Below are 24,031 nucleotides of genomic sequence, written 5' to 3' on the forward strand. Positions count from 1 at the left end.
AAAGTGCGGTTAATTTTGATAGAATTTTAAATGAACACGTCACCTTTCGTATGGGTGACCACTGTATAAGGAAAAAACAATGCCAATTATTACTTTACCTGACGGTTCCCAACGTCAATTCGATCGTCCTGTTTCTGTTCTTGAAGTCGCACAAGATATTGGTGCGGGTCTTGCTAAAGCCACTATCGCAGGCCGTGTAAACGGAGAACGTCGCGATGCGTGCGATGTTATCGAGCAAGATGCAACGTTAGAAATTATTACTGCAAAAGATGAAGACGGTTTAGAGATTATCCGCCATTCTTGCGCTCACTTGCTCGGACACGCTATTAAACAATTATTCCCAGATGTAAAAATGGCAATTGGTCCAACTATTGAAAACGGCTTCTATTATGATGTAGATTTAGATCGCTCTTTAACCCAAGAAGATATTGATGCAATCGAAAAACGTATGTTGGAATTGGCAAAAACAAATTATGACGTCGTGAAAAAACGTGTTACTTGGCAAGAAGCGCGTGATACCTTTGAAAAACGCGGCGAGCCATACAAAATGGCAATTTTAGATGAAAACATTGAACGTACTGCAACGCCTGCGTTATATCATCACTTAGAATATATTGATATGTGCCGTGGACCACACGTGCCAAATATGCGTTTCTGTCAGCATTTCAAATTACAAAAAGTCGCTGGTGCGTACTGGCGTGGCGACAGCAAAAACAAAATGTTACAACGTATCTATGGTACGGCTTGGGCGGATAAAAAACAACTTGCTGAATATTTAACACGCTTAGAAGAAGCGGCAAAACGCGATCACCGTAAAATTGGTAAAGCATTAGATTTATATCATATGCAAGAAGAAGCACCAGGTATGGTGTTCTGGCACAATGATGGCTGGACAATTTTCCGTGAGCTTGAAACGTTCGTGCGTACTAAATTAAAACAATACGATTATCAAGAAGTAAAAGGCCCATTTATGATGGATCGCGTATTGTGGGAAAAAACAGGTCACTGGCAAAATTACGCAGATTTAATGTTCACAACTCAATCTGAAAACCGTGAATACGCAATTAAACCGATGAACTGCCCTGGCCACGTTCAAATTTTTAATCAAGGTTTAAAATCTTACCGTGATTTACCAATCCGTATGGCGGAATTTGGTTCTTGCCATCGTAATGAACCATCAGGTTCTTTGCACGGTTTAATGCGTGTTCGTGGCTTTACTCAAGATGATGCGCACATTTTCTGTACTGAAGATCAAATTGAGAGCGAAGTAACTAGCTGTATCAAAATGGTGTACGACATTTATAGCACCTTTGGTTTCACTAATATCGCAGTGAAACTTTCTACTCGTCCGGAAAATCGTATCGGTTCAGATGAGATGTGGGATCGAGCGGAAGCAGGTCTTGCAGCAGCATTAGCACACAACGGTCTTGAATATGAAATCCAAGAAGGTGAAGGCGCATTCTATGGTCCGAAAATTGAGTTTGCACTACGAGATTGTTTAGGTCGTGAATGGCAATGTGGTACAGTGCAATTAGACTTCGCATTACCAGGTCGTTTAGATGCAACTTATGTGGCAGAAGATAATAGCCGTAAAACCCCTGTCATGATTCACCGTGCGATTTTAGGTTCTATTGAGCGTTTCATTGGTATTATTACTGAAGAATATGCAGGTTTCTTCCCTGCATGGTTAGCACCAACCCAAGCGGTTGTAATGAATATTACCGATAGCCAAGCTGACTATGTACAGAAAGTTGCAAAACAGCTTTCCGATGTAGGTTTACGCGTGAAAACTGATTTACGTAACGAAAAAGTGGGCTTCAAAATTCGTGAGCATACTTTACGCCGTGTGCCTTATATGCTCGTTTGTGGCGATAAAGAAATCGCAGAAGGCAAAGTGGCAGTACGTACCCGTAAAGGTGCTGATTTAGGTACATTTACAGTGGAAGAATTTGCGGAAATCTTGAAAAATCAAGTAAGAAGCCGTGAATTAACGTTATTGAATGAAGAGTAATACTTTTCGAAAATAACCAATATAATTTACTGTTTAAATAGTGAGTTCAAACGGTGATCGTTTAAGCGATCACCGTTCTTTTTATCTATTTCATATCTATTGAGATTTAATTTATTTTCTAATAAGAAGCTGCTTTTAATATGCTGACAAATCTGCCTGATTTTTTTAGAGCTTTTTGCGCCAACGCATCTATTGTGGCTTTTGTCGCTAACTGATCTAAATGTTGATAGGTATAAATGGCATCTGGATTATCTTGTTGCCAGTAACTTTCTTCAATAATCGAAGCAACTGAAACTAAAGAATCAAATTCACGTCGAATCTGAGTATGTTGTTCCGCTAGTTTTTTACGTAATAAATTTTCATCAATGCCATTTTTTACAATATCATCTAGCACCTGATTTGTAAGATGCGTAAGTTCTTCTACTCGCTTAGGATCGCAACTAAATTCAATTTTTCCCTCAATTTGTGGTGTATGAACATCTTGCATAAACCAACTATTTACAGAATAAATCCCTGAAACTTTTTCACGTAGAATTAAGCGTAATTTTTCTTGCACAATATCAGCAAGAATATTGAATAAATATTTTTGTTCCGCTCGCCAAGTATTATCTGCGGTAAGGTATATTTCTACATCAGCTCTCGGTTCTTTCAAGCCATTCATAATAAATGATTGAGTTGGTGTATGAATAATAGTTGGGACAAAGTGACGTATCTGAGTTTTTGATTCAACTGAAGCTAAATAACGTTCTGCCAATTTCTTTACTTGATTAAGTTCAATATCGCCAATAATAAAATAGGTAAAATCTGTTTTATTTAAAATATAACGTTGATAAGCGTTACTTAATTGGTTTTTATCAAATGCTAATTGCTGTGCTTGTTTTTGACTATAGACAGTTTCAATATTTGGAAAGCGTAGTTTTGAAACGGCTTGCATAAATTGTGTTTCTAAATCAATTTGTTTGAAATAATCACGGGTTTCACGTCGATATTTTTCTAAGGCAAGATCGGATATAGGCGAAGAACGTAATTTTAAGCGGAACAATGTCAGTAAATTTTCCAAATCTTTAGGTTTAGATACACCAGTAAAACCTTGTTTATCATCATCAATCACAGTTGCAATTACCAATGGATCACGCGAAAAAATTTGATTAACTGCAGAAAGAGAAAGTTCTCCAACACCTGTTTCATCAACTACACTAACGGCAGCACGCAATAAGTGATAGTCCTTATCTGGGATAGAACGTAAACCACCTTTAGTAACAGCACGAAAATGTACTTGATTTGGAGTTTTGTCACTATAGTGATAGATCAATTTACTTCCGTTACTTAAACGAAATTCATAAATATCGCCGCGATCCCAGTATTTTTCTTGGGAAAGTGAGCCTGTGTTAAATGTTAAGTGCGGTAATTTTTCGAGTTGTTTTTTTTCATCCCATTGATGTTGTTGCATTTTCATTGCATTGTTCCAACGAGTTTCTATTTCTACTACATCAAAAGGCAAGGCTTTTTGTGGCAAAGGTTGAGTGATTAATAATAATTTTGCTTTTAATACTAAGGTTTGATTTAACGTTCGTTGTAAATCAGCTAATGTAATTTGAGATAAAAAACGTTTATTGAGTTCATAACGATCATTTACGCTCAATACTACTTGCTTATTTGCCACAGAAGTAATGAGATCATCGGCAATTTTTAAACTACCAGAACGAATATTTAATTGTTTTTCATTGAGTTGAGTTAAGCGTTTAATCTCGCCGTTTAATTCATTTTGAGTAAAACCTTGTTGTTTTATACTGGCAATAAAGGCAAATAATTTATCTATCGTTTTTGAATATTGTGTATCTATAAGCTGGAGAGAAAAAATGCTTTGTAGTGTTTCTTTACCTAAATGAGTACGATAAAAATTTGCAGAATCTACGCCATTTTCTGTTTCCTTTTCCCATTTCTGTAAACGTAAGTTAAGCAATCGAGTGGTAATTTGCTGAATTAATTCTTGTTTATAACTCGCTAATGTATTGGTTTCAATTGTATTTTCAAAAAAACTTAATTCAATACTTGGAATTGTTGTGCCTTGTTCAGAAATAGAATCTAATCGCCACTTGTTGATAAGCGGAATATTAAAATCAATTTTTTCCAATGTTGTTTTAGTAATTGGGTTTTCTTGGGATAGGTTTTGTTTTAATAGTTTTACTACTTGTTTTGTATCAATATCGCCTACAATAATTACTGACATATTATCTGGTCGATACCATTTGTGGTAAAAATCAGCGACGCGTTTAGCTGAAATTGTTTTAATAATATCCATATCTCCAATAGGATCACGCAATACATAACGAGATCCTGCCATTTCAATAGCACTTTTCTTATTGCCAATACGTAACATTGGGCTTAAACGTCTCCGCCATTCTTCTTGTACTACACCACGTTCGCCATCCACATCTTTAGGTAAAAAAGTAATATTATTCATCCATTCATTGATGACATCAAAAGCTAATTCTAATTTTTGCTGATTATTGCTATCTAAATTTAAAGTATAGACTGTATTTTCAAAATCGGTGAAAGCATTAATATCTCGTGCAAATTTCATTCCAAGTTTTTCTAACGCATTAATAATTTGATTTTCTGGATATTTCTTTGAGCCATTAAATGCCATATGTTCAACTAAATGGGCAATGCCTTTTTGATCATCATCTTCGTGCATTGAGCCTGCATTAATTACTAATCGAATATAAACGCGTTCTTTGGGTTCAGTATTTTTTAATACAAAGTATTGCAAACCATTTGATAGTTTACCGTGCTGAATATTTGGATCAAAAGGTAAATCACTATTGGGCGATAGTTCCAAGGATTGACAAGCAATTAGTGAAAAGATAAGCAAAAAAAATGCGGTTGTTTTTTTCATTATTTTTACCTAGAAAAAAGAAAACTCTACGCTAAATAAAATAAGCGTAGAGTAGGGCTGGTGGATATTTCAAAAGCCCACAAGCCCTATACATTGAAAAAAATTAGAATTGATAGCCAATTTCTAGCCAAAATTCACGCCCAGGCGTATAAACACCATATTCATCGTTGGTGGAAATAGTAGTGACTTTATTTTTACGTGTTTTATTGAGAACATTTAAAATATCTACTTGCAAATAGACACTATGTTTACCACGAATGGTGGGTTGCCAACGAATGCTACTATCCCATTGTGTATGTCTGCCATAGTGATAGCTACGGAAACGTGAAATATCATCATTATTATTATCGCTATCAAGTTCTTCATAGCTACGAATTGGTGCTTTCATATACACTTTATTTGACCAAGTAATATCGTAATCTGGTATCGTCATATCAATACCTAGACGAGCAATCCAATCTTCCGTGTTACTATTAACTTGTTGTAGCATTTGACTACGAGTCATTAATTTTCCGTCTAAATAGACGGGTTCATTTGGATTAAATTCATTACTTACATCAGCTCGTTTTGTATTTAACCAATCAAAACCAAGTGACGTAGTCCAATAAGTTTTACCTAATTTCCAAGGTTCTATATTGTTAAGCTGGAAAGTATAAATATCAACACCGAATGGACGCCCATTAATATAACTACTTTTCTTTATTCCCCTTACAGTCTCTCCTCGTTTCAATATGATACGATTTTTATTATCACGATGAATATAACCGAGTTTCAGTGCTAAATTACCCATATTTTGGTCAAAACTTAAACTTAATTCATCTGCATAAGGGCTTTTTAGAGATGAAAAGTTTTGATGCTGACGTGTTGAATCATCATTAATCTTTAAGATTCTATTGGCTAATTTTAAAGAAGCAAAAGAACGACCATAATAACGATTTAAACCTAGTGTAAATCCTGTATCATCCCAAGGGTGATAACGTGCAACAAAGCGCGGGGCGATATTATTATTTTTTAAATAATCATCACGTTCAATGCGAATGCCTGGTCGAAACTCAAATTTACGCCATTTAATTAAATCTTCAGCGTAAATACCGATATTTTGATAGCTGGTTTTAACACGACCTTTTGATGTTGTGCTTTCTGATAAAGAAAAAGGATCTATAGTCCCATCATTTTTCAAAGTAGATAATATTATTTTTGAATGAACATCCTGTGGACGATAGAATTGATATTTAGTTGCCTGATAAATTCCACCAATAGAAATAGAATGCTCGGTAGAAGCTAAATAAAAAGGATCCATCACATATTCAGTAGAAAAATGTAAATTATCTTGGGTTAAACGGCTATTACCATACCCGCCTTTTTCGAAATTATACAGTGGCTCACCATCTTGATTTGACACAGATGTTGTTTCAACATTATTTGAGGATGATTTACGCTTATCTTTAAAACGATCGTATGCTAAAGTATTTGTCCAAACGCCAGAGTCAAATGAATGCACCCAAGCAAGCGTTGATCCCAATGCTTGATGATAATCGCTTACATTGTTACCTATATTTTCCTTGAAATATTTCAATTCTTTATAATTTGAATAACGTAAACCGAGTTCAATACGTTCTTTTTCTTGCGGTGTCCAATTGAAATTTAATAAAAGATTATCGGAAAGTCGTTGATGATTTTGTTTGTCTAGTTGCGCTTTGTTATTGGCATTTTTATCAAAGCCAATTAAACGATTTTGTTCAATAGATGATGTTCTGCGACTATAGCCAAAAACCATTCCTAAATTATCATTTAGTCTTTTTTCAGCCAAAATATTGAATGTTTGTTTATTGTATTTAGGTTGTAACTCTGCCGCACCAGAATCATCGGGTCTTACTTGTTTAAGTATTTTTTGTACTGAGTCTCCAGCTTCCATTTTTGCCCAAGAGGAATTTGTCGTGCGATATTTAAGTTTTATGCTATCAGTGCCGCTATATTGTTTTGTTTTGGCGATAACTGCCCCTCCCATAAATCCCCCTAAGCTAGCAGAAATATTACTATCTTGTACTTCTACTTTAGAAAGCATAGTCGCATCAAAAAAATAAGCTTGAGTGTGACTAATTCCTGGCACAACTTGCATAGCACCGTCAAAAATACTGCTATCAATAGCAAGATCATTATTTATATTGACATTATCAACAAAGTAGGCGGTTTGATTTGGATCGGCGCCGTTAATTGAAATATTTTCAGGCTTGATTTCACCACGTTGAAAACCATTTTGGTCGCTATTTTCATAACGAATATGGGGATTAGAACGAAGGTAATCAGTGATATTACCATTTGATGTAGGCGTTTTACTTATCTCGTCAGAAGAGAGCGTTTTAACGGAAGAAAGCGATTTATTATTGTCGCCATAAACAACAATTTCGGGCAATATATTTTTGTTGGTTGTTGGTTGTTGGTTGTTGGTTGTTGGTTGTTGGTTGTTGGTTGTTGGTTGTTGGTTGTTGGTTGTTGGTTGTTGGTTGTTGGTTGTTTCAGCAGTTTGCCCCATAATAAATGGACTGGCAAATGTTGAGCAGAATAACAACATTAATGGCTTTTTTTGATACATAGTATAGTTCCCTAAAATAAAAGATAGAAATAAGAATGATTATCATTATATTTTTAAAATTTATGAATACAAGGGGGATTCGACTTAAAATAGGTATCAAAGAAATAAAAAAACCGCACTTTTAAAAGTGCGGTTATATTCAATTCTGTTTTATGGAAGAAATTATTCTACCCCAACCATTACAGAAGTTGCTTTGATGATCGCGTATGCTTCTTTACCAACTTCTAAGTTTAATTCTTTAACTGCTGCTAAAGATACAGTAGAAGAAAGCACGTTACCGCCACCGATATCAATGTGAACGATTGCATTTACCGAACCGTTTCCGATTGAAACAACTTTACCTTTTAATTGGTTTCTTGCACTAATTTTCATAACATTTCCTTGTTAGTTAGGGTTTAAAAGAGCCTGTGTTTTACCTTACAAAAAACAAGTCGTAAATAAACTAAGCGTTTAAAACTTTTAAAAAATTGACCGCACTTTTATAGGCATTTTGCAGGTTTCGGCAAACCTGCTAATTTTGTGGCTTGTTTTGCAGGGCCTTCAGGAAATAAGCGTTGCAAATAACGACTGTTACCTTTATCTGCACCCAGTTTTTCAGCCATGGCTTTTACCAACATACGGATGGCTGGGGAGGTGTTATATTCTTGATAAAAGTCTCGTACAAAGTAAATCACTTCCCAATGGGCATCTGTTAATTCGATACTTTCCAGCTGTGCAATAGAGCGAGCGACATCTTCGTTCCATTGTTGGCTATTAAGCAAATAACCGTCTTTGTCAGTTTCAACTTCAATTCCATTGATATTCAACATATTAATTCACTTCTTTAAAGTTAATCATTTCGTTGTTTGAAAAATCAGTTTGATCTTCGTCCTCAAATTGCATTGGCGTGATTTGTTCTTCATCAAATGCGGTATCGCCTTCAATCCCATTAATCATTTGTCCGTGTTTGATTCCTTTGAAATCAAATAATTTTGGATCACTCATATGTGACAATGTAATGTTTTGCATTGCGCTGAACATAGTTTCTAAGCGTCCAGGATATTGGCGATCCCAAGTATTGAGCATTTCTTTTACAACTTGGCGTTGAAGATTTGGTTGTGAGCCACATAGATTACAAGGAATAATCGGAAATTCTTTCGCGATGGCATATTTCTCAATATCTTTTTCTTTGCAGTAAGTAAGCGGACGAATCACAATTTGTTTGCCATCGTCAGAAATTAATTTAGGTGGCATTGATTTCATTTTGCCGCCATAAAACATATTTAAAAATAGCGTCGCTAACATATCGTCTCGGTGGTGTCCTAAAGCGATTTTGGTTGCACCAAGTTCTGTGGCAGTACGGTATAAAATTCCACGGCGTAGGCGAGAGCAGAGCGAACAAGTGGTTTTTCCCTCTGGAATTTTTTCTTTCACAATGCCGTAAGTATTTTCTTGTACAATTTTGTAATCTACGCCAATACTTTCCAAATATTCAGGCAATACGTGTTCTGGAAACCCTGGTTGTTTTTGATCAAGGTTCACCGCAACAATATCAAATTTAATCGGCGCACTTTGCTGTAAATTCAACAAAATATCGAGAAGCGTATAACTGTCTTTGCCTCCGGATAAACACACCATGACTTTATCGCCATCTTCAATCATCCCAAAATCCGAAATAGCGTTGCCTACGTTACGGCGAAGACGTTTTTGTAATTTATTGAAATTATAGCTTTGTTTTTTCTCTTGTTGGGCTAACTGGGTTAATTCGCTCATTCTGTTATCTTTGGTTATTCATGAAAGGCGCACATTATACGTGAAAAATAGGAAAAGTGCGGTCAATTCAAAAGAAGATTTTTAAGATCCGTAAAAAATCCTGTATAATCTTTCCAATTTTTTGTTCAATTTTAACGCTTTGCAATTCAATGATTGAAACATCCCAAACTATTCCTGAACTCGTCTCTTGGGCAAAAGATCGCGAGTTTTCTTTGAATTTACCTACCGAGCGCTTGGTTTTCCTGCTGGCGATTGCAATTTATAACAACGAACGTTTAGACGGCGAAATGTTAGAAGCCGATCTTGTGGATATTTTCCGCCACACGATGAATGCTTTTGAGCAATCCACGGATGCCATTGCAACACGAGCGAATAATGCAATTAATGAATTAGTGAAACAACGTTTGTTAAACCGTTTTAGTAGCGAATTTACTGAGGGCTTGGCGATTTATCGTTTAACGCCATTAGGTGTTGGCGTATCTGATTATTACATTCGTCAGCGTGAATTTTCCGCATTGCGTCTTTCTGTACAACTTTCCATTGTGGCAGATGAAATTCAACGCGCTTCTGATTCAGCAGAAGAGGGCGTGGAGAATAACGAAAGCGAACATTTTTGGCGTCGTAATGTGTTTGCACCATTAAAATATTCCGTTGCAGAGATTTTTGATAGCATCGATCTTTCACAACGCATTATGGATGAAAACCAGCAAAGTATTAAAGATGAAATTGCAGAGCTTCTTACTAAAGATTGGCAAGCGGCAATTTCAAGCTGTGAACGTTTATTAGATGAAACATCTGGGAATTTGCGCGAATTGCAAGATACGCTAAATGCGGCAGGGGATAAACTTCAAGCGCAATTATTGCGTATTCAAGATTGTGTGATTGGGCGTGATGACTTGTACTTTATCGATCAGTTGATTACGGATTTACAATCTAAACTTGACCGTATTATCAGCTGGGGGCAACAAGCCATTGATTTATGGATTGGTTATGACCGCCATGTGCATAAATTTATTCGTACTGCCATTGATATGGATAAAAATCGCGTGTTCTCACAACGTTTACGTAATTCTATTCATCATTATTTTGATCATCCTTGGTTCTTGTGGACGGCGCAAGCCGAGCGTTTAGTTGATCTGCGCGATGAAGAAATGGTGTTGCGTGAAGATGATGCTTTAGGTGAATTACCAGAAGAATTGCAATACGAATCCCTTTCTGATTTACACGATCAAATTGTAGAGCATATGCAAGGCTTACTGATTGCTTATCGTGAAAATAACCGTCCGATTGATTTGAGTTTAGTGTTAAAAGAACAACTGGAAAATTATCCACTTTCTCGTCATTTTGATGTGGCTCGAATCATTGTTGATCAAGCAGTACGCCTTGGTATGGCGAATGATGATTTATCGGGTATTTATCCAGATTGGCAAGCAATTAATAAACGTGGTGCTGAAGTGCAAGCGCATGTGATTGATAAGTATTAATTAGTAATAAGTATGAAAGAATATAAAACAATAGATTTGTTTGCTGGAATTGGTGGCATTCGTCTAGGTTTTGAAGCATTTGGATGTAAAAACGTATTTTCATCAGAATGGGATAAGTATGCTCAAAGTATGTATGAAGTAAATTTTGGCGAAAAACCTTTTGGAGATATTAATGATATATCTCCTAGCGATATACCAGATCATGATATTTTACTTGCTGGATTTCCTTGCCAACCATTTAGTATTGCTGGTAAAGGATTGGGCTTTGCTGATACTAGAGGAACATTATTTTTTAATATAGAAGCAATTTTGAAAGCTAAAAAACCAAAAGCTTTTTTGCTGGAAAATGTAAAAATATTAACAACACATGATAATGGTAATACATTTAAAGTTATTAACGATAAATTAAATAAGTTAGGATATACGGTATATCATAAAGTATTAAATACCCTTGATTTTGGATTACCACAAAAAAGAGAGCGAATTTACATTGTGGGTTTTTTAGATAAATTGCATTTTGAATTTCCAAAGCCTATAGGAAAGTATGAAGAACTTTCTAATATATTAGAGAGTGATGATGTTGTTCCTAATAATTATTTTCTTTCAGATGAACTAAAACGGAAAAGATTAAGTTCAATTACTAAAGATGTGCCTTATCCTTCAATTTGGCATGAAAATATTTCAGGAAATGTTTCTGCTCTTCCATACTCTTGTGCATTAAGAGCTGGGGGAAGTTATAATTATCTAGTTGTAAATGGGGTACGTCGATTAACTGGGCGAGAAATGCTAAGATTGCAAGGATTTCCAGATACTTTTGAAATTAATATACCTTATTCTCAGGTACGTAAAGTTGCTGGCAATTCAGTTAGTATTCCTGTAATTAGGGCTATTGCTGGTTCAATGATTAATAGTTTAAATATGGCAACGCCTAAAATAAATCAAGCAATTCAACTTTCATTATTGGACTAAAAATGAACGATATTCAAGTAGCAAAAGAATCTTTAGATAAAATTATAAAGAAAGCAAGAGTACATTTATACAAGCCTATACAAATTGCTGAAATTCTTTATCAAGATAGAGTTAATAAAAATATTAATTTATTAGATAAAGAAACATATCGAAATATTTCTAAAAAATGGCGGGATGTTATTTGTATCCGTTTTTTAGGAAGAGTATCAACATCGTCAGCTAAATATCAAGACGATTTATTTAATGATAACGCTATGCCTCCCAAACATTTAAATATATTAGGAGAAATGAATAGAAAAACAAATGGTGGAGTAGAAAGTTATATTTATAAAAAGTTTTTTGAACGCTTTAATCAGATGTCATCAGCCTTAGAGTATAGTTATTCTCGTACTCCAGATAATTTTCATCTAAGTGAATTTCTTGCTCTTTTTTGGTTAGAACCCGGTTTAAAACGAAGTATTGATAAAGTTTATGAAATAGTTGTTTATGCGTTGTTTTCATCTTTAATAGAGGCTTTAGGCGTTAAAGTAAAAATTGATTTAGATTTATCGAATATTGATTTGTTAAAGGAGTTTGAAGATTTTACTCGTCAAATTATTTCTCTTGATAGTGAGAATACTAGTTTGGAACTTAATGCAAAAATTAATAGAGTTGGTGTAACAAATGCTTCAGATCGGGGTTTGGATATGTGGGCTAATTTTGGTATGGCAATTCAAATAAAACATTTATCATTAACTGAAGAATTAGCTGAAAACATTGTATCTTCAGTTTCATCTGACCGAATAGTTATTGTATGTAAAGAGAGTGAAGAAAAACTTATTTTGTCTTTATTAAATCAAATTGGTTGGCGTTCTAAGATTCAGAGTATTATCACTGAGGCAGATCTAATAAAATGGTACGATAAAGCATTGCGCGGGAAATCTGCATATTTAGTGGGAAGCAAGATATTAGAACATATCAGAAATGAAATAAGTTTAGAATTTCCTGCAACCGATATAGTAGATTTCAATCACTTTTTTCATGAATGTGAATACAATAAAGCATTAGATATTGAGAAATAACCTATGACAGACAACCTTCAAGATGTAATTTCCCCAAAACTCGCTGTGGCGATTGCAAATCCAATATTTCCAGCGGTAGATAGTCTATTGCGCTCGGGTCGCCATATCAGCACGGAGCATTTAGATAATCACGCATTTTTAATGGATTTCCAAAATGAATTAGACGGATTTTATCGTCGCTATAACGTGGAACTAATTCGTGCGCCAGAAGGATTCTTCTATCTTCGCCCGAAAGCAACGACATTAATTGCACGTTCAGTACTTTCTGAGTTGGAAATGCTTGTTGGTAAAGTGCTTTGTTATCTTTATTTAAGCCCAGAACGTTTAGCCCAACAAGGTATTTTTAGCACGCAAGAAGTGTATGATGAATTATTAAATCTTGCTGATGAAGGAAAATTATTAAAAGCAGTTAATCAGCGTTCAAGTGGTTCTGACTTAGATAAACAAAAATTGGCAGAAAAAGTGCGAGCTGCAATTGGTCGTTTACGTCGTTTAGGTATGATTCAAACCGTTGGCGAACAAAATAGTGGGAAATTTACTATTTCTGAATCTGTATTTCGTTTTGGGGCGGAAGTGCGTAGCGGAGATGATCCATTAGAGGCCCAAGCTAGACTCATTCGTGATGGGGAAGCGGCAACACCTGAATCCTTATCGTTGGAAAAACAAGCACAATTAGTGGAAAACGATACAGAAAGTGCGGATGAAATTGACGAAGAATTTGACGGAGAACAAGAATAATGTCTGATGTTTTTGAATTAGAAAATGAAATCGAATTAGAGAGCGATGAAGTCATTATGGAAAATGAAAACGTCGAAGAAATCGTTGACGCACCTATGCCTTTTAGCATGACGACAAATAATGGTGTAGAGCGTGGTAAATTCCGTTCTTTAACCTTAATTAACTGGAATGGTTTTTTTGCCCGTACTTTCGATTTAGATGAATTAGTTACCACGCTTTCTGGTGGTAACGGTGCAGGTAAATCAACCACAATGGCTGGATTTGTGACCGCATTAATTCCCGATTTAACCCTTTTACATTTCCGTAATACAACAGAGGCTGGCTCCACAGGCGGTTCTCGCGATAAAGGTTTACATGGTAAATTGCGTCCAGGTGTTTGTTACGCGGTATTAGATACCATTAACTCACGTCATCAACGTATTCTTGTCGGTGTGCGTCTGCAGCAAATTGCGGGTCGTGATAAAAAGGTTGATTTAAAAACGTTTTCAATTCAAGGTGTAGAATTATCTCAAAATCCGACCGCACTTTTCACAGAAACCGTGGGCGAACGTCAAGCTCGCGTCCTTAATTTAAACGAACTCAAAGATAAAATTGAAAATATCGGTGCACAATTTAAACAATATCATTCCATCACCGATTATCACGGCATGATGTTCGATTTAGGTATTATTCCGAAACGTTTACGTTCAGCATCAGACCGAAGCAAATTCTATAAACTTATCGAAGCATCTTTATACGGCGGTATTTCCAGTGCAATCACACGCTCTTTACGTGACTATTTATTGCCAGAAAATTTAGGTGTGCGCAAAGCTTTCCAAGATATGGAAAGTGCATTGCGTGAGAACCGTATGACTTTAGAGGCGATTAAGGTCACGCAATCAGATCGCAATTTATTTAAACATTTAATTACTGAAACCACTAATTATGTTGCTTCGGATTATATGCGTAATGCGAATGAACGCCGTGGCAATATTGAGGCTGCATTAGAATCTCGTCGCGAGTGGTATAAAGCAAAAGCAGAGCAGAATTTATCTCAACATCGTTTAGTTGATTTAAGTCGAGAAGCGGCTGAATTGGCAGAAAATGAACGTACTTTAGAAGTTGATCACCAAAGTGCGGTTGATCATCTTAACTTAGTGTTAAACGCTTTGCGTCACCAAGAAAAAATCACGCGCTATCAAGAAGATATTGCAGAACTCACCGAGCGTTTAGAAGAACAAAAAATAGTGGTTGAAGATGCGAATGATGCGTTAGAAGAAAGCCAAGCCCAATTTGAGCAAACTGAAATTGAAATTGACGCTGTACGAGCGCAATTAGCAGATTATCAACAAGCATTAGATGCCCAACAAACTCGCGCACTTCAATATCAACAAGCCATTACTGCACTCGAAAAGGCTAAAACCTTGTGTGGCTTAGCTGATTTAAGTGTTAAAAATGTAGAAGATTATCACGCAGAATTTGAAGCCCATGCTGAAAGTTTAACGGAAACTGTGCTTGAACTTGAGCACAAAATGTCTATTTCTGAAGCGGCAAAATCTCAGTTCGATAAAGCGTACCAATTAGTATGCAAAATTGCCGGCGAAATTCCACGCTCGAGCGCGTGGGAAAGTGCGAAAGAATTATTACGTGAATATCCAAGCCAAAAATTGCAGGCACAACAAACGCCACAACTTCGCACAAAATTACATGAACTTGAGCAACGTTATGCACAACAACAAAGTGCGGTCAAATTACTTAATGATTTTAATCAACGTGCTAATTTAAGTTTACAAACGGCAGAAGAATTAGAGGATTATCACGCAGAGCAAGAAGCGTTGATTGAAGATATTTCAGCAAGACTTTCAGAACAAGTGGAAAACCGTTCTACGCTTCGTCAAAAACGTGAAAATTTAACCGCACTTTATGATGAAAATGCGCGTAAAGCACCAGCATGGCTGACAGCTCAAGCTGCATTAGAACGTTTAGAGCAACAAAGTGGCGAGACGTTTGAACATAGCCAAGATGTGATGAACTTTATGCAATCACAACTTGTGAAAGAACGTGAACTCACGATGCAACGTGATCAACTTGAACAAAAACGTTTGCAATTAGATGAGCAAATTTCTCGTTTAAGTCAGCCAGATGGTTCAGAAGATCCGCGTTTAAATATGCTGGCAGAACGTTTTGGTGGTGTACTGCTTTCAGAGCTTTACGATGACGTAACCATTGAAGATGCGCCTTATTTCTCCGCACTTTACGGACCTGCACGTCATGCTATTGTTGTGCGTGATCTCAATGCAGTGCGTGAACAACTTGCGCAATTAGAAGATTGCCCTGATGATTTATATTTAATTGAAGGCGATCCTACCGCATTTGACGACAGCGTATTATCCGCACAAGAACTTGAGCTAGGTGTTGTCGTGCAAGTTTCAGATCGTGAATTACGCTATTCAAGATTCCCTGAAATCCCGTTATTTGGACGCGCAGCACGTGAAAAACGTTTAGAAGAATTACAAATTGAACGTGATGAAGTGGCAGAACAACATGCCCAAATTGCATTTGATGTACAAAAATGCCAACGTTTACACGAACATTTCAGCCAATTTGTTGGGTTGCATTTGTCACTTGCGTTCCAGCCAAATCCAGAAGCGTTAATGTCTGAAATTAATCGCGAACGCAATGAAATTGATCGTGAATTAAATCAATTCAATAACGGCGAACAACAATTACGCATTCAATTAGATAATGCAAAAGAAAAACTACAGTTACTCAACAAGTTAATTCCACAGCTCAATGTATTGACTGATGAAGATTTAATTGATCGTATTGAAGAATGTCGCGAGCAATTAGATATTGCAGAGCAAGATGAATATTTTATTCGTCAGTATGGCGTAACGTTGTCACAATTAGAGCCGATTGCCAATAGTTTACAAAGTGATCCAGAAAATTACGAAGGCTTAAAAAATGAATTAACTCAAGCGATTGAGCGTCAAAAACAAGTTCAACAACGTGTATTTGCGTTAGCTGATGTTGTACAACGTAAACCGCATTTTGGTTATGAAGATGCAGGGCAGGCTGAAACTTCTGAACTTAACGAAAAACTTCGCCAACGTTTAGAACAAATGCAGGCTCAGCGAGATATGCAACGTGAGCAAGTTCGCCAAAAACAAAGCCAATTTGCTGAATATAACCGCATATTAATTCAGTTACAAAGTTCTTACGATAGTAAATATCAGCTTTTAAATGAATTGATTGGTGAGATTAGCGATCTTGGCGTGAGAGCTGATGATGGTGCTGAAGAACGCGCGCGTATCCGTCGTGATGAATTACATCAACAACTTTCAACGAGCCGTCAGCGTCGGTCTTATGTAGAAAAACAACTGACATTAATTGAAAGCGAAGCGGACAACTTAAATCGTCTAATCCGCAAAACTGAACGCGATTATAAGACTCAACGTGAATTAGTGGTGGCAACGAAAGTGAGTTGGTGTGTAGTTTTACGTCTATCACGTAATTCTGATATGGAAAAACGCCTCAATCGTCGAGAGCTCGCTTATTTATCTGCAGATGAATTACGTTCAATGTCGGATAAAGCCTTAGGGGCATTGCGTACAGCGGTGGCAGATAATGAATATCTACGTGATAGTCTAAGAGTGTCTGAAGATAGTCGTAAACCTGAAAATAAAGTGCGGTTCTTTATTGCGGTGTATCAGCATCTACGTGAACGTATTCGTCAAGACATCATTAAAACCGATGATCCAATTGATGCCATTGAACAAATGGAAATTGAGCTTTCTCGTTTAACGGCTGAATTAACTGGCCGTGAGAAAAAATTGGCTATCAGTTCTGAAAGTGTTGCAAATATTATGCGTAAAACGATTCAGCGTGAACAAAATCGTATTCGTATGCTCAATCAAGGTTTGCAAAACATCTCGTTTGGTCAAGTAAAATCTGTTCGTTTGGTAGTGAATATTCGTGATACCCATGCCATGTTGTTGGACGCACTTTCTGGTCAGCAAGATGAATATCAAGACTTATTTAACGACAACTGCATCACCTTTTCTGAAGCTATGGCGAAGCTCTATCAACGTATCAATCCACATATTGATATGGGACAACGCACAGCACAAACAATCGGCGAAGAATTGTTAGATTACCGTAATTATCTTGAACTTGAAGTGGAAGTATTCCGTGGCGCTGATGGTTGGTTACGCGCTGAAAGTGGCGCTCTTTCTACTGGTGAAGCTATCGGTACAGGTATGTCAATTCTCTTAATGGTTGTTCAAAGCTGGGAAGAAGAAAGTCGTCGAATTCGAGGCAAAGATATTGTGCCTTGTCGCTTGTTGTTCTTAGATGAAGCAGCGCGTTTAGACGGTAAATCTATTTCTACCTTATTCGAACTTTGCGAACGTTTGGATATGCAGTTGCTTATTGCTGCGCCAGAAAACATTAGCCCGGAAAAAGGAACAACCTATAAACTCGTGCGTAAAATCGCAGGCAACCAAGAGCATGTACACGTTGTTGGTTTACGAGGATTCGGTGCGACAGAATAAAAAATAGAAGGGAAGTGCGGTTAAAATTTTAAGATTTTTGACCGCACTTAAGCCTTTAAGGAAGGAATAATGAAAATCTTTACATCAAAAAAAGGACAATTATCACAGCTGAAGCAGCAAAAATTTAAGCTGGAAAAGGATATTCAGCGTTTATTTGAAGAAAATCTTACCTTATTAAGTGGCTATATTTTTATTCGCTCAGAATTTTCTATTAAAAATTCGCGTATTGATACCTTAGCTTTTGATCCTGAAACTCAAGCCTTTGTCATTATTGAATATAAAAGACAACAAAATTCTAGTGTGGTTGATCAAGGGATTTCTTATCTTAATTTGATGCTTGAATATAAAGCTGATTTTATTGTGGAATATAATGAAAAGCAAAAAGCCCCACTTAAAAGAAATGATGTGGATTGGTCACAATCTAAGGTGATTTTTGTTTCACCTACTTTTAATGATTTCCAAATTCAAGCCACAAATTTTAAAGATTTACCTATTGAATTATGGGAAGTTAATCGCTTTGATAATGATATTATTACGCTCAATATTATTAATAAATCAAAATCAGCACCGAATATTAAAGCTGTTTCTATTGAAAAAAATGAAGAATTTTCTACATTAAAAGAAATAAAAGTTTATCAAGAATCTGATCACTTAAGTGATAAATCAGATTTTATTCAAGAACTATACGAAGATTTTAAACAAGGCATTTTAAATTTAGATCCTAATATCGAAATTAATACTAGAAAACTTTACATTGCATTCAAAAAAGATCGAAATATTGCAGATATTCGTATCCAACAAAAGAATTTAAAAATTTGGATTAATCTTCCTTATGGAGAGTTAGACGATCCTAAAAATTTAGCAAAAAATGTATCTAATACTGGTCACTGGGGGAATGGAGATTATGAAATCACCATTGAAAGCACCCAATATCTTGAATACATTATGAGTTTAATTAAACAAGCTATTAAGGATTAATAAATGCACAATCTTATTTTTGCCATTCTTTGCAGCGTAGCAGTTTCAGTTTTACTGAAAATTGCCCGTAAAAAAAATATCATTATTGAACAAGCTATCGCATTCAACTACATTACAGCCATCACTTTCAGTTATTTCTTACTTAAACCTGATTTTAAAGGCTTAGAGTTTACTGATTACATTGCACAAAGCGAAAATTCACCCATTTTTTTAGCACTAGGTTTATTGCTACCTAGCGTATTTATTATTATGTCAAAAGCAGTGGAGTTTGCTGGAATTGTACGTTCAGATGCAGCGCAACGTCTTTCGTTATTTCTTCCCATTTTAGCAGCGTTTTTAATTTTTCATGAAACACTAAGCCAATCTAAAATCATTGGCGTTGTATTAGCCTTTATTGGTTTATTTTGTTTATTAACTAAGCCAACTCAAGGGCAAAGTGCGGTCAATTTTAAAGGTGTTTTAGGATTAATCGGCGTCTGGTTTGGTTACGGCATCATTGATATTTTATTCAAACAAGTAGCGAAAAGCGGTGGTGCATTTCCTGCAACATTGTTTATTTCTTTCTCGCTTGCAGCTTGCGTTATGTTTATCTATTTATTCTTAAAACGTGCGCAATGGACATCATCAAGTGTAATTGGCGGCATCGTTTTAGGTGTATTGAATTTCTTTAATATTTTATTCTATATAAAAGCACATCAAAGTTTTGCTGGAAATCCGACGCTTGTTTTCGCGGGAATGAATATCGGGGTAATTTGCCTAGGTACGATAACTGGCGCATTAGTTTTTAAAGAAAAAATCAGTAAGCTAAATTGGCTAGGTATTATTTTTAGTTTATCGGCTATTTTCTGCCTATATTATTTAGATAAACTTATCGCGTAAAAGAGAGTAGTCATGGCAAAAGATTTCAGCTTTTTTATTTACGATTATGAAAGTTTTGGTGTAAATCCAGCAACAGATCGCCCTGCGCAATTTGCGGGTATTCGTACAGATGCTGATTTTAATATCATTGGTAAACCAATAATGTTTTATTGTAAACAAACCAACGATTATTTACCGGCTCCTGAAGCCGTAATGGTCACAGGAATTACGCCTCAAGAATGTAATGAAAAGGGGCTTTCAGAGCCTGAATTCGCCGCAAATATCTTAGCAGAATTTTCCCAACCCAATACTTGTGTCATGGGTTATAACAATATTCGCTATGATGATGAAATGACGCGTTATACGTTTTATCGTAATTTTATTGATCCTTATGAATACAGCTGGAAAAATGGGAATTCACGCTGGGATTTGTTAGATTTAGTGCGAGCCTGTTATGCCTTGCGTCCAGAAGGAATTAATTGGGCTTATGACGATGATGGAATGCCAAGTTTCCGCTTAGAAAAACTCACTAAAGCAAATGGTATTGAGCATGAAAATGCTCACGATGCCATGGCGGATGTATATGCAACTATTGCTATGGCGAAATTAATTAAAGAAAAACAGCCTAAATTATTCCAATATTTCTTTGAAAATCGCGGTAAAAAAGAAATCGAAAAATTAGTTGATACAGGCGCAATGACACCTTTAGTGCATGTTTCTGGAATGCTAGGGAATTATCGTGGAAATTGCACTTGGGTTGCACCTTTAGCTTGGCATCCGACAAATCAAAATGCACTCATTGTTTGTGATTTAACTGGCGATATCGATAATTTATTAGCCAAAAGTGCGGATGAATTACGGACAGATTTATATACCAAAAAATCTAAATTAGAAGAAAGAGGAGTTTCATCTGTTCCGTTAAAGCTTGTGCATATCAATAAATGTCCTATTTTAGCACCAGCTAAAACTTTGTTACCAGAAACAGCAAATCGATTGGGTATTGATCGACAATTATGCTTGGATAATCTTGCAAAATTACGAGCATCTTTTGATATTCGTGAAAAAGTGGCGGATATTTTTAATGAAGAACGTCAATTTGCATCGAATGATAATGTAGAAACTGAGTTATACAATGGCTTTTTTAGCAATGCTGATAAAAATAATATGGCTATTTTACGTAGTTTACCTGCAGAAAAATTATCTGAACATGGTTTAGCTTTTGAAGATAAACGTATCCTTGAATTATTATTCCATTATCGCGCTCGTCATTTTTATAAAACCCTCACACGCGCTGAACAAATTAAATGGAAAAAATACCGACAGAATAAACTTGAAAAAAGTGCGGTAGAGTTTGAATCAAGTTTACAACGTTTAGCTGAGGAACATTCAGATAATTCTGAAAAACTATCTTTGCTACAACAAGTATATGAATATGGTATAAAATTACTAGGTTAGTCGATACGTTGTCACATTTTGTCAAAAAGCACGTTTTAATAAAAACGTGCTTTTTTTTGTTGTTTTTCAGGGAAGAAAATATCCAAGAAATTCTCCAGATTTCACTTTACATTTTCTTTACATTTAAATTCATCCGTTCAATAACTCTATAAAATGACTCGTTACAACGTGTTATCTAGCCTTATTTTGTCTTGTTTTGCTAGTGCCTGTGACTTGTGTATAACTCTGTGATTTATTTAGTCCGTAGTTTTTGCTAACCCGATAACTAATTTCGCATAATGTATATTATGTTAAATTGTAAAAATGCAAAGTAACTTTAATTATAGGTTATAAAGAGATTATTTCTCCTCTCTTAATTAGTTATACTTAATCAAATAAGATGAACGAGTAAATTAATTTAGAGCCATACTATGATGTTTATTTACAGTGTTCGATTCATGGGTGTGAAAGTACTGCAGCATTTAAAGATTTATGCTTGATTGATAAAGATTTAGGTGATTTAGCAACTGCTACATAATCTAAATAATATAAGTTTAGATGGGTGAAAAACTACCAAGCTGTGTTTTTTATGTATCTAAGCTCTCCACTAGCCCGCTATTTTCGATTTTCTGATGTGTTATTTACTACCGTGTCAGCTAATACTTGCAACGCGTATTATCATTGAATTTCTTTATTATTTTTTGATATGACAAAGCGTTTAGGTATGATAAACGAAAAACTACTCCCCTTCGTTTCAGTACTTTCAATATTTAAATGAGAATGATATTGTAATAAAGTATGCTTCACAATAGCTAGTCCTAAACCACTTCCACCAGTTAAATGGCTACGAGATTCATCAACTCTATAAAAACGTTCTGTTAAATGTGGAATATGCTGTGGTGATATGCCAACACCATTATCTATCACGTTAAATTTAATACCCTGTTCACAAGTTTCCCATTGAATTTGAATATGACACTGTTTACCAGAATGCTTAATAGCATTATAAATTAAATTTGAAACGGCACTTCTTAGTTGAGATTCATTTCCAAAAATAATGATATTAGGCTGAATAATAAATTCAATATGATGATTATAAGTATTTAATATATCTGTATCTTTTCTTAAAGAATTTATCATGGCTGACATATCAAATTTACGAAAATCCTTATCTGAAGTTGTTTCTATTTTTGCTAAAAAATTAAATTGTTGTAATAGATGTTCCATTCGTTGGCTTTGCTCTTGCATTGCAAAAATAGCCTTTTTTTGTAGAGGGTTCTGAATATTATTATCTGCAAGAATTTCTAAGTAACCTTGTAATACGGTTAATGGAGTACGTAGCTCGTGATTAATATTACTCAAGAATTTTTGGCGTGAATTAAGTAAATGAATCATATCTGTAATATCTCGAGCGATAACTAAAATCATATGAGAATTATAAGCGTGCGACTGCACCTCAATATAACGTTGATTATAAGTTAATAGTACTAACGGTCGTCTTTTTTTTTGACTGAAAAAATAATGTTTAAATTGTTCATAAAAAATAACATCAAAAATATTTTTCTGGACTTTTTTATTCCAACAAAAATCAAACATCTGTTGCGCAATTGAATTACACCAAGAAATATTACCATTATGCTGACAGATAATAATTGCATCTGGTAAATACTTAATATTTTTATTTATTTGAGATAACAAACGTAAACTTGCACATTTTTCTTTGTAAATTTGATGACGATGGTAGGCTTCAGTTTGAGAGAATGTTCCTAATTGTAATAAAGAGAATTTATTATCTTGCTTTAAATTGAGATATTTGAGTAAACGATATTCATTAATATGATGCCAAGCTAAAATTAATAAAAGTATTATTGCAAACCAAAGAATAAAATCAGAAGTAAATAAGGAAATAATGATTGCCAAATTTATTTCAACAATAAAATTCAATATTTTTTTCATTGTTTATCTCGTAAATAACTAGAAAATCGATAACCAGATCCTCGAACTGTTTGGATATAATGTTCACATTGAAAAGGAGCTAAATTACGGCGTAAACGGCGAATATAGCTATCAACAGTGCGATATTCAACTTCTAGATCATTATGCCAAATACGATTTAACAATTGTTCTCTAGAATAAACTTTTTCAGGGTGCCTCATAAAAAAATGTAACAATTTAAATTCTGTACTACTTAAATTAATTTCCTGCTGTTGGAAAAACACTCTCTGAGCATTTTCATCAATGGAAAGTTCATCGATTTGTATAAATTGACTTTGTTGTTCATAAATTCTCCTCCATACTGCCTCAATGCGAGCTAATAAAATTTGAGGTGAAAAGGGTTTAGTGATGTAGTCATCAGCCCCTGCATTTAAACAGGCAATACAATCTTCTTCTGTACTTTTAGCTGTAAGCATAATAATGGGAATCGCAGCATAGCTTTCTTGCTTTTTAATATACTGTATAAATTGTATACCTGAACGACCAGGTAGCATCCAATCCAATAATATTAGTTTAGGATTTTCTTTTATCTTGTTTATCGCTGTTTTGAAATCGCTCGCTTCAATCACATCATAGTATTTTTGAGATAAAAACAGTGCGATCATTTCACGGATTGCACATTCATCTTCAACTATCAGAATTTTTCTCGTCATAATACTCCTTCATTTGATTTATGGCATAAAAGTGAAGTGAGAAATAATACATTCTCACCAAACTTTTACTTTTT

16 protein-coding genes are annotated in these 24,031 nt (G+C 35.3%); 9 read left to right on the plus strand and 7 right to left on the minus strand.

The window, feature by feature from the left end; all coding sequences use genetic code 11:
* The first annotated feature begins 79 nt into the window (after window positions 1-79).
* Window positions 80-2,011 carry a threonine--tRNA ligase gene (thrS, locus tag AT683_RS06905; RefSeq protein WP_005662218.1) on the plus strand — a complete coding sequence of 644 codons (1,932 nt, stop codon included), beginning with the start codon at window positions 80-82 and terminating at the stop codon, window positions 2,009-2,011.
* Between the two features lie 118 nt (window positions 2,012-2,129).
* Here the strand turns inward: thrS and AT683_RS06910 are convergent, their stop codons facing one another.
* The 5 genes from AT683_RS06910 to ttcA all read right to left on the minus strand — a co-directional run bounded on the left by AT683_RS06910 (window position 2,130) and on the right by ttcA (window position 9,255).
* The gene (locus AT683_RS06910; RefSeq protein ID WP_038441144.1) at window positions 2,130-4,910 is read right to left on the minus strand and encodes a M16 family metallopeptidase; all 2,781 of its coding nucleotides are present in this window, start codon (window positions 4,908-4,910) and stop codon (window positions 2,130-2,132) included.
* Between the two features lie 103 nt (window positions 4,911-5,013).
* A complete protein-coding gene (locus tag AT683_RS06915) occupies window positions 5,014-7,503 on the minus strand; it encodes a TonB-dependent receptor plug domain-containing protein (RefSeq protein ID WP_058222219.1) in 2,490 nt (829 codons plus the stop codon).
* Between the two features lie 162 nt (window positions 7,504-7,665).
* Window positions 7,666-7,875: a TOBE domain-containing protein gene (locus tag AT683_RS06920; RefSeq protein ID WP_038441148.1), complete on the minus strand. Its 210-nt coding sequence runs from the start codon at window positions 7,873-7,875 to the stop codon at window positions 7,666-7,668.
* 107 nt (window positions 7,876-7,982) lie between these two features.
* The gene (locus AT683_RS06925) at window positions 7,983-8,312 is read right to left on the minus strand and encodes a TusE/DsrC/DsvC family sulfur relay protein (RefSeq protein ID WP_038441149.1); all 330 of its coding nucleotides are present in this window, start codon (window positions 8,310-8,312) and stop codon (window positions 7,983-7,985) included.
* Window position 8,313: 1 nt separating this feature from the next.
* Window positions 8,314-9,255 carry a tRNA 2-thiocytidine(32) synthetase TtcA gene (ttcA, locus tag AT683_RS06930; protein ID WP_038441151.1) on the minus strand — a complete coding sequence of 314 codons (942 nt, stop codon included), beginning with the start codon at window positions 9,253-9,255 and terminating at the stop codon, window positions 8,314-8,316.
* Window positions 9,256-9,404: 149 nt separating this feature from the next.
* On the opposite strand from ttcA, the gene mukF reads away from it, so the two are divergent.
* The 8 genes from mukF to sbcB all read left to right on the plus strand — a co-directional run bounded on the left by mukF (window position 9,405) and on the right by sbcB (window position 21,330).
* Window positions 9,405-10,739: a chromosome partition protein MukF gene (mukF, locus tag AT683_RS06935; RefSeq protein WP_005666957.1), complete on the plus strand. Its 1,335-nt coding sequence runs from the start codon at window positions 9,405-9,407 to the stop codon at window positions 10,737-10,739.
* Window positions 10,740-10,751: 12 nt separating this feature from the next.
* Window positions 10,752-11,708, plus strand: a complete 957-nt coding sequence (locus AT683_RS06940; protein ID WP_058222220.1) for a DNA cytosine methyltransferase — start codon at window positions 10,752-10,754, stop codon at window positions 11,706-11,708.
* A 2-nt stretch (window positions 11,709-11,710) separates the two neighbouring features.
* Entirely contained in the window at window positions 11,711-12,769 is a 1,059-nt protein-coding gene (locus AT683_RS06945) for a HaeII family restriction endonuclease (RefSeq protein ID WP_011272631.1), read from the plus strand.
* Between the two features lie 3 nt (window positions 12,770-12,772).
* Window positions 12,773-13,507, plus strand: coding sequence for a chromosome partition protein MukE (gene mukE, locus AT683_RS06950; RefSeq protein ID WP_011272630.1), 735 nt, complete (start codon window positions 12,773-12,775; stop codon window positions 13,505-13,507).
* Window positions 13,507-18,039, plus strand: coding sequence for a chromosome partition protein MukB (gene mukB / locus AT683_RS06955; RefSeq protein ID WP_038441154.1), 4,533 nt, complete (start codon window positions 13,507-13,509; stop codon window positions 18,037-18,039). Before mukE ends, mukB begins: the two co-directional genes overlap by 1 nt.
* 69 nt (window positions 18,040-18,108) lie before the next feature.
* Window positions 18,109-19,017, plus strand: a complete 909-nt coding sequence (locus AT683_RS06960; RefSeq protein ID WP_011272628.1) for a DUF5655 domain-containing protein — start codon at window positions 18,109-18,111, stop codon at window positions 19,015-19,017.
* Window positions 19,018-19,020: 3 nt separating this feature from the next.
* On the plus strand, window positions 19,021-19,896 hold the full coding sequence (locus AT683_RS06965; RefSeq protein WP_011272627.1) for a hypothetical protein: 876 nt from the start codon (window positions 19,021-19,023) through the stop codon (window positions 19,894-19,896).
* A 12-nt stretch (window positions 19,897-19,908) separates the two neighbouring features.
* Complete coding sequence (gene sbcB / locus AT683_RS06970) at window positions 19,909-21,330, plus strand: exodeoxyribonuclease I (RefSeq protein ID WP_005687198.1); 1,422 nt, start codon at window positions 19,909-19,911, stop codon at window positions 21,328-21,330.
* A 657-nt stretch (window positions 21,331-21,987) separates the two neighbouring features.
* Here the strand turns inward: sbcB and phoR are convergent.
* Together phoR and phoB are read right to left on the minus strand one after the other, a co-directional pair.
* On the minus strand, window positions 21,988-23,265 hold the full coding sequence (gene phoR / locus AT683_RS06975) for a phosphate regulon sensor histidine kinase PhoR (protein ID WP_005653955.1): 1,278 nt from the start codon (window positions 23,263-23,265) through the stop codon (window positions 21,988-21,990).
* Entirely contained in the window at window positions 23,262-23,957 is a 696-nt protein-coding gene (phoB, locus tag AT683_RS06980) for a phosphate regulon transcriptional regulator PhoB (protein WP_005650606.1), read from the minus strand. The genes phoR and phoB overlap by 4 nt, the downstream gene beginning before the upstream one ends.
* Window positions 23,958-24,031: the final 74 nt, after the last annotated feature.

This window comes from Haemophilus influenzae, from assembly GCF_001457655.1.
GTDB lineage: Bacteria > Pseudomonadota > Gammaproteobacteria > Enterobacterales > Pasteurellaceae > Haemophilus > Haemophilus influenzae.

Coding starts and splice junctions, on each gene's coding strand:
- thrS (WP_005662218.1), top strand. CDS start 80: ATGCCAATTATTACTTTACCTGACGGTTCCCAACGTCAATTCGATCGT.
- AT683_RS06910 (WP_038441144.1), bottom strand. CDS start 4,910: ATGAAAAAAACAACCGCATTTTTTTTGCTTATCTTTTCACTAATTGCT.
- AT683_RS06915 (WP_058222219.1), bottom strand. CDS start 7,503: ATGTATCAAAAAAAGCCATTAATGTTGTTATTCTGCTCAACATTTGCC.
- AT683_RS06920 (WP_038441148.1), bottom strand. CDS start 7,875: ATGAAAATTAGTGCAAGAAACCAATTAAAAGGTAAAGTTGTTTCAATC.
- AT683_RS06925 (WP_038441149.1), bottom strand. CDS start 8,312: ATGTTGAATATCAATGGAATTGAAGTTGAAACTGACAAAGACGGTTAT.
- ttcA (WP_038441151.1), bottom strand. CDS start 9,255: ATGAGCGAATTAACCCAGTTAGCCCAACAAGAGAAAAAACAAAGCTAT.
- mukF (WP_005666957.1), top strand. CDS start 9,405: ATGATTGAAACATCCCAAACTATTCCTGAACTCGTCTCTTGGGCAAAA.
- AT683_RS06940 (WP_058222220.1), top strand. CDS start 10,752: ATGAAAGAATATAAAACAATAGATTTGTTTGCTGGAATTGGTGGCATT.
- AT683_RS06945 (WP_011272631.1), top strand. CDS start 11,711: ATGAACGATATTCAAGTAGCAAAAGAATCTTTAGATAAAATTATAAAG.
- mukE (WP_011272630.1), top strand. CDS start 12,773: ATGACAGACAACCTTCAAGATGTAATTTCCCCAAAACTCGCTGTGGCG.
- mukB (WP_038441154.1), top strand. CDS start 13,507: ATGTCTGATGTTTTTGAATTAGAAAATGAAATCGAATTAGAGAGCGAT.
- AT683_RS06960 (WP_011272628.1), top strand. CDS start 18,109: ATGAAAATCTTTACATCAAAAAAAGGACAATTATCACAGCTGAAGCAG.
- AT683_RS06965 (WP_011272627.1), top strand. CDS start 19,021: ATGCACAATCTTATTTTTGCCATTCTTTGCAGCGTAGCAGTTTCAGTT.
- sbcB (WP_005687198.1), top strand. CDS start 19,909: ATGGCAAAAGATTTCAGCTTTTTTATTTACGATTATGAAAGTTTTGGT.
- phoR (WP_005653955.1), bottom strand. CDS start 23,265: ATGAAAAAAATATTGAATTTTATTGTTGAAATAAATTTGGCAATCATT.
- phoB (WP_005650606.1), bottom strand. CDS start 23,957: ATGACGAGAAAAATTCTGATAGTTGAAGATGAATGTGCAATCCGTGAA.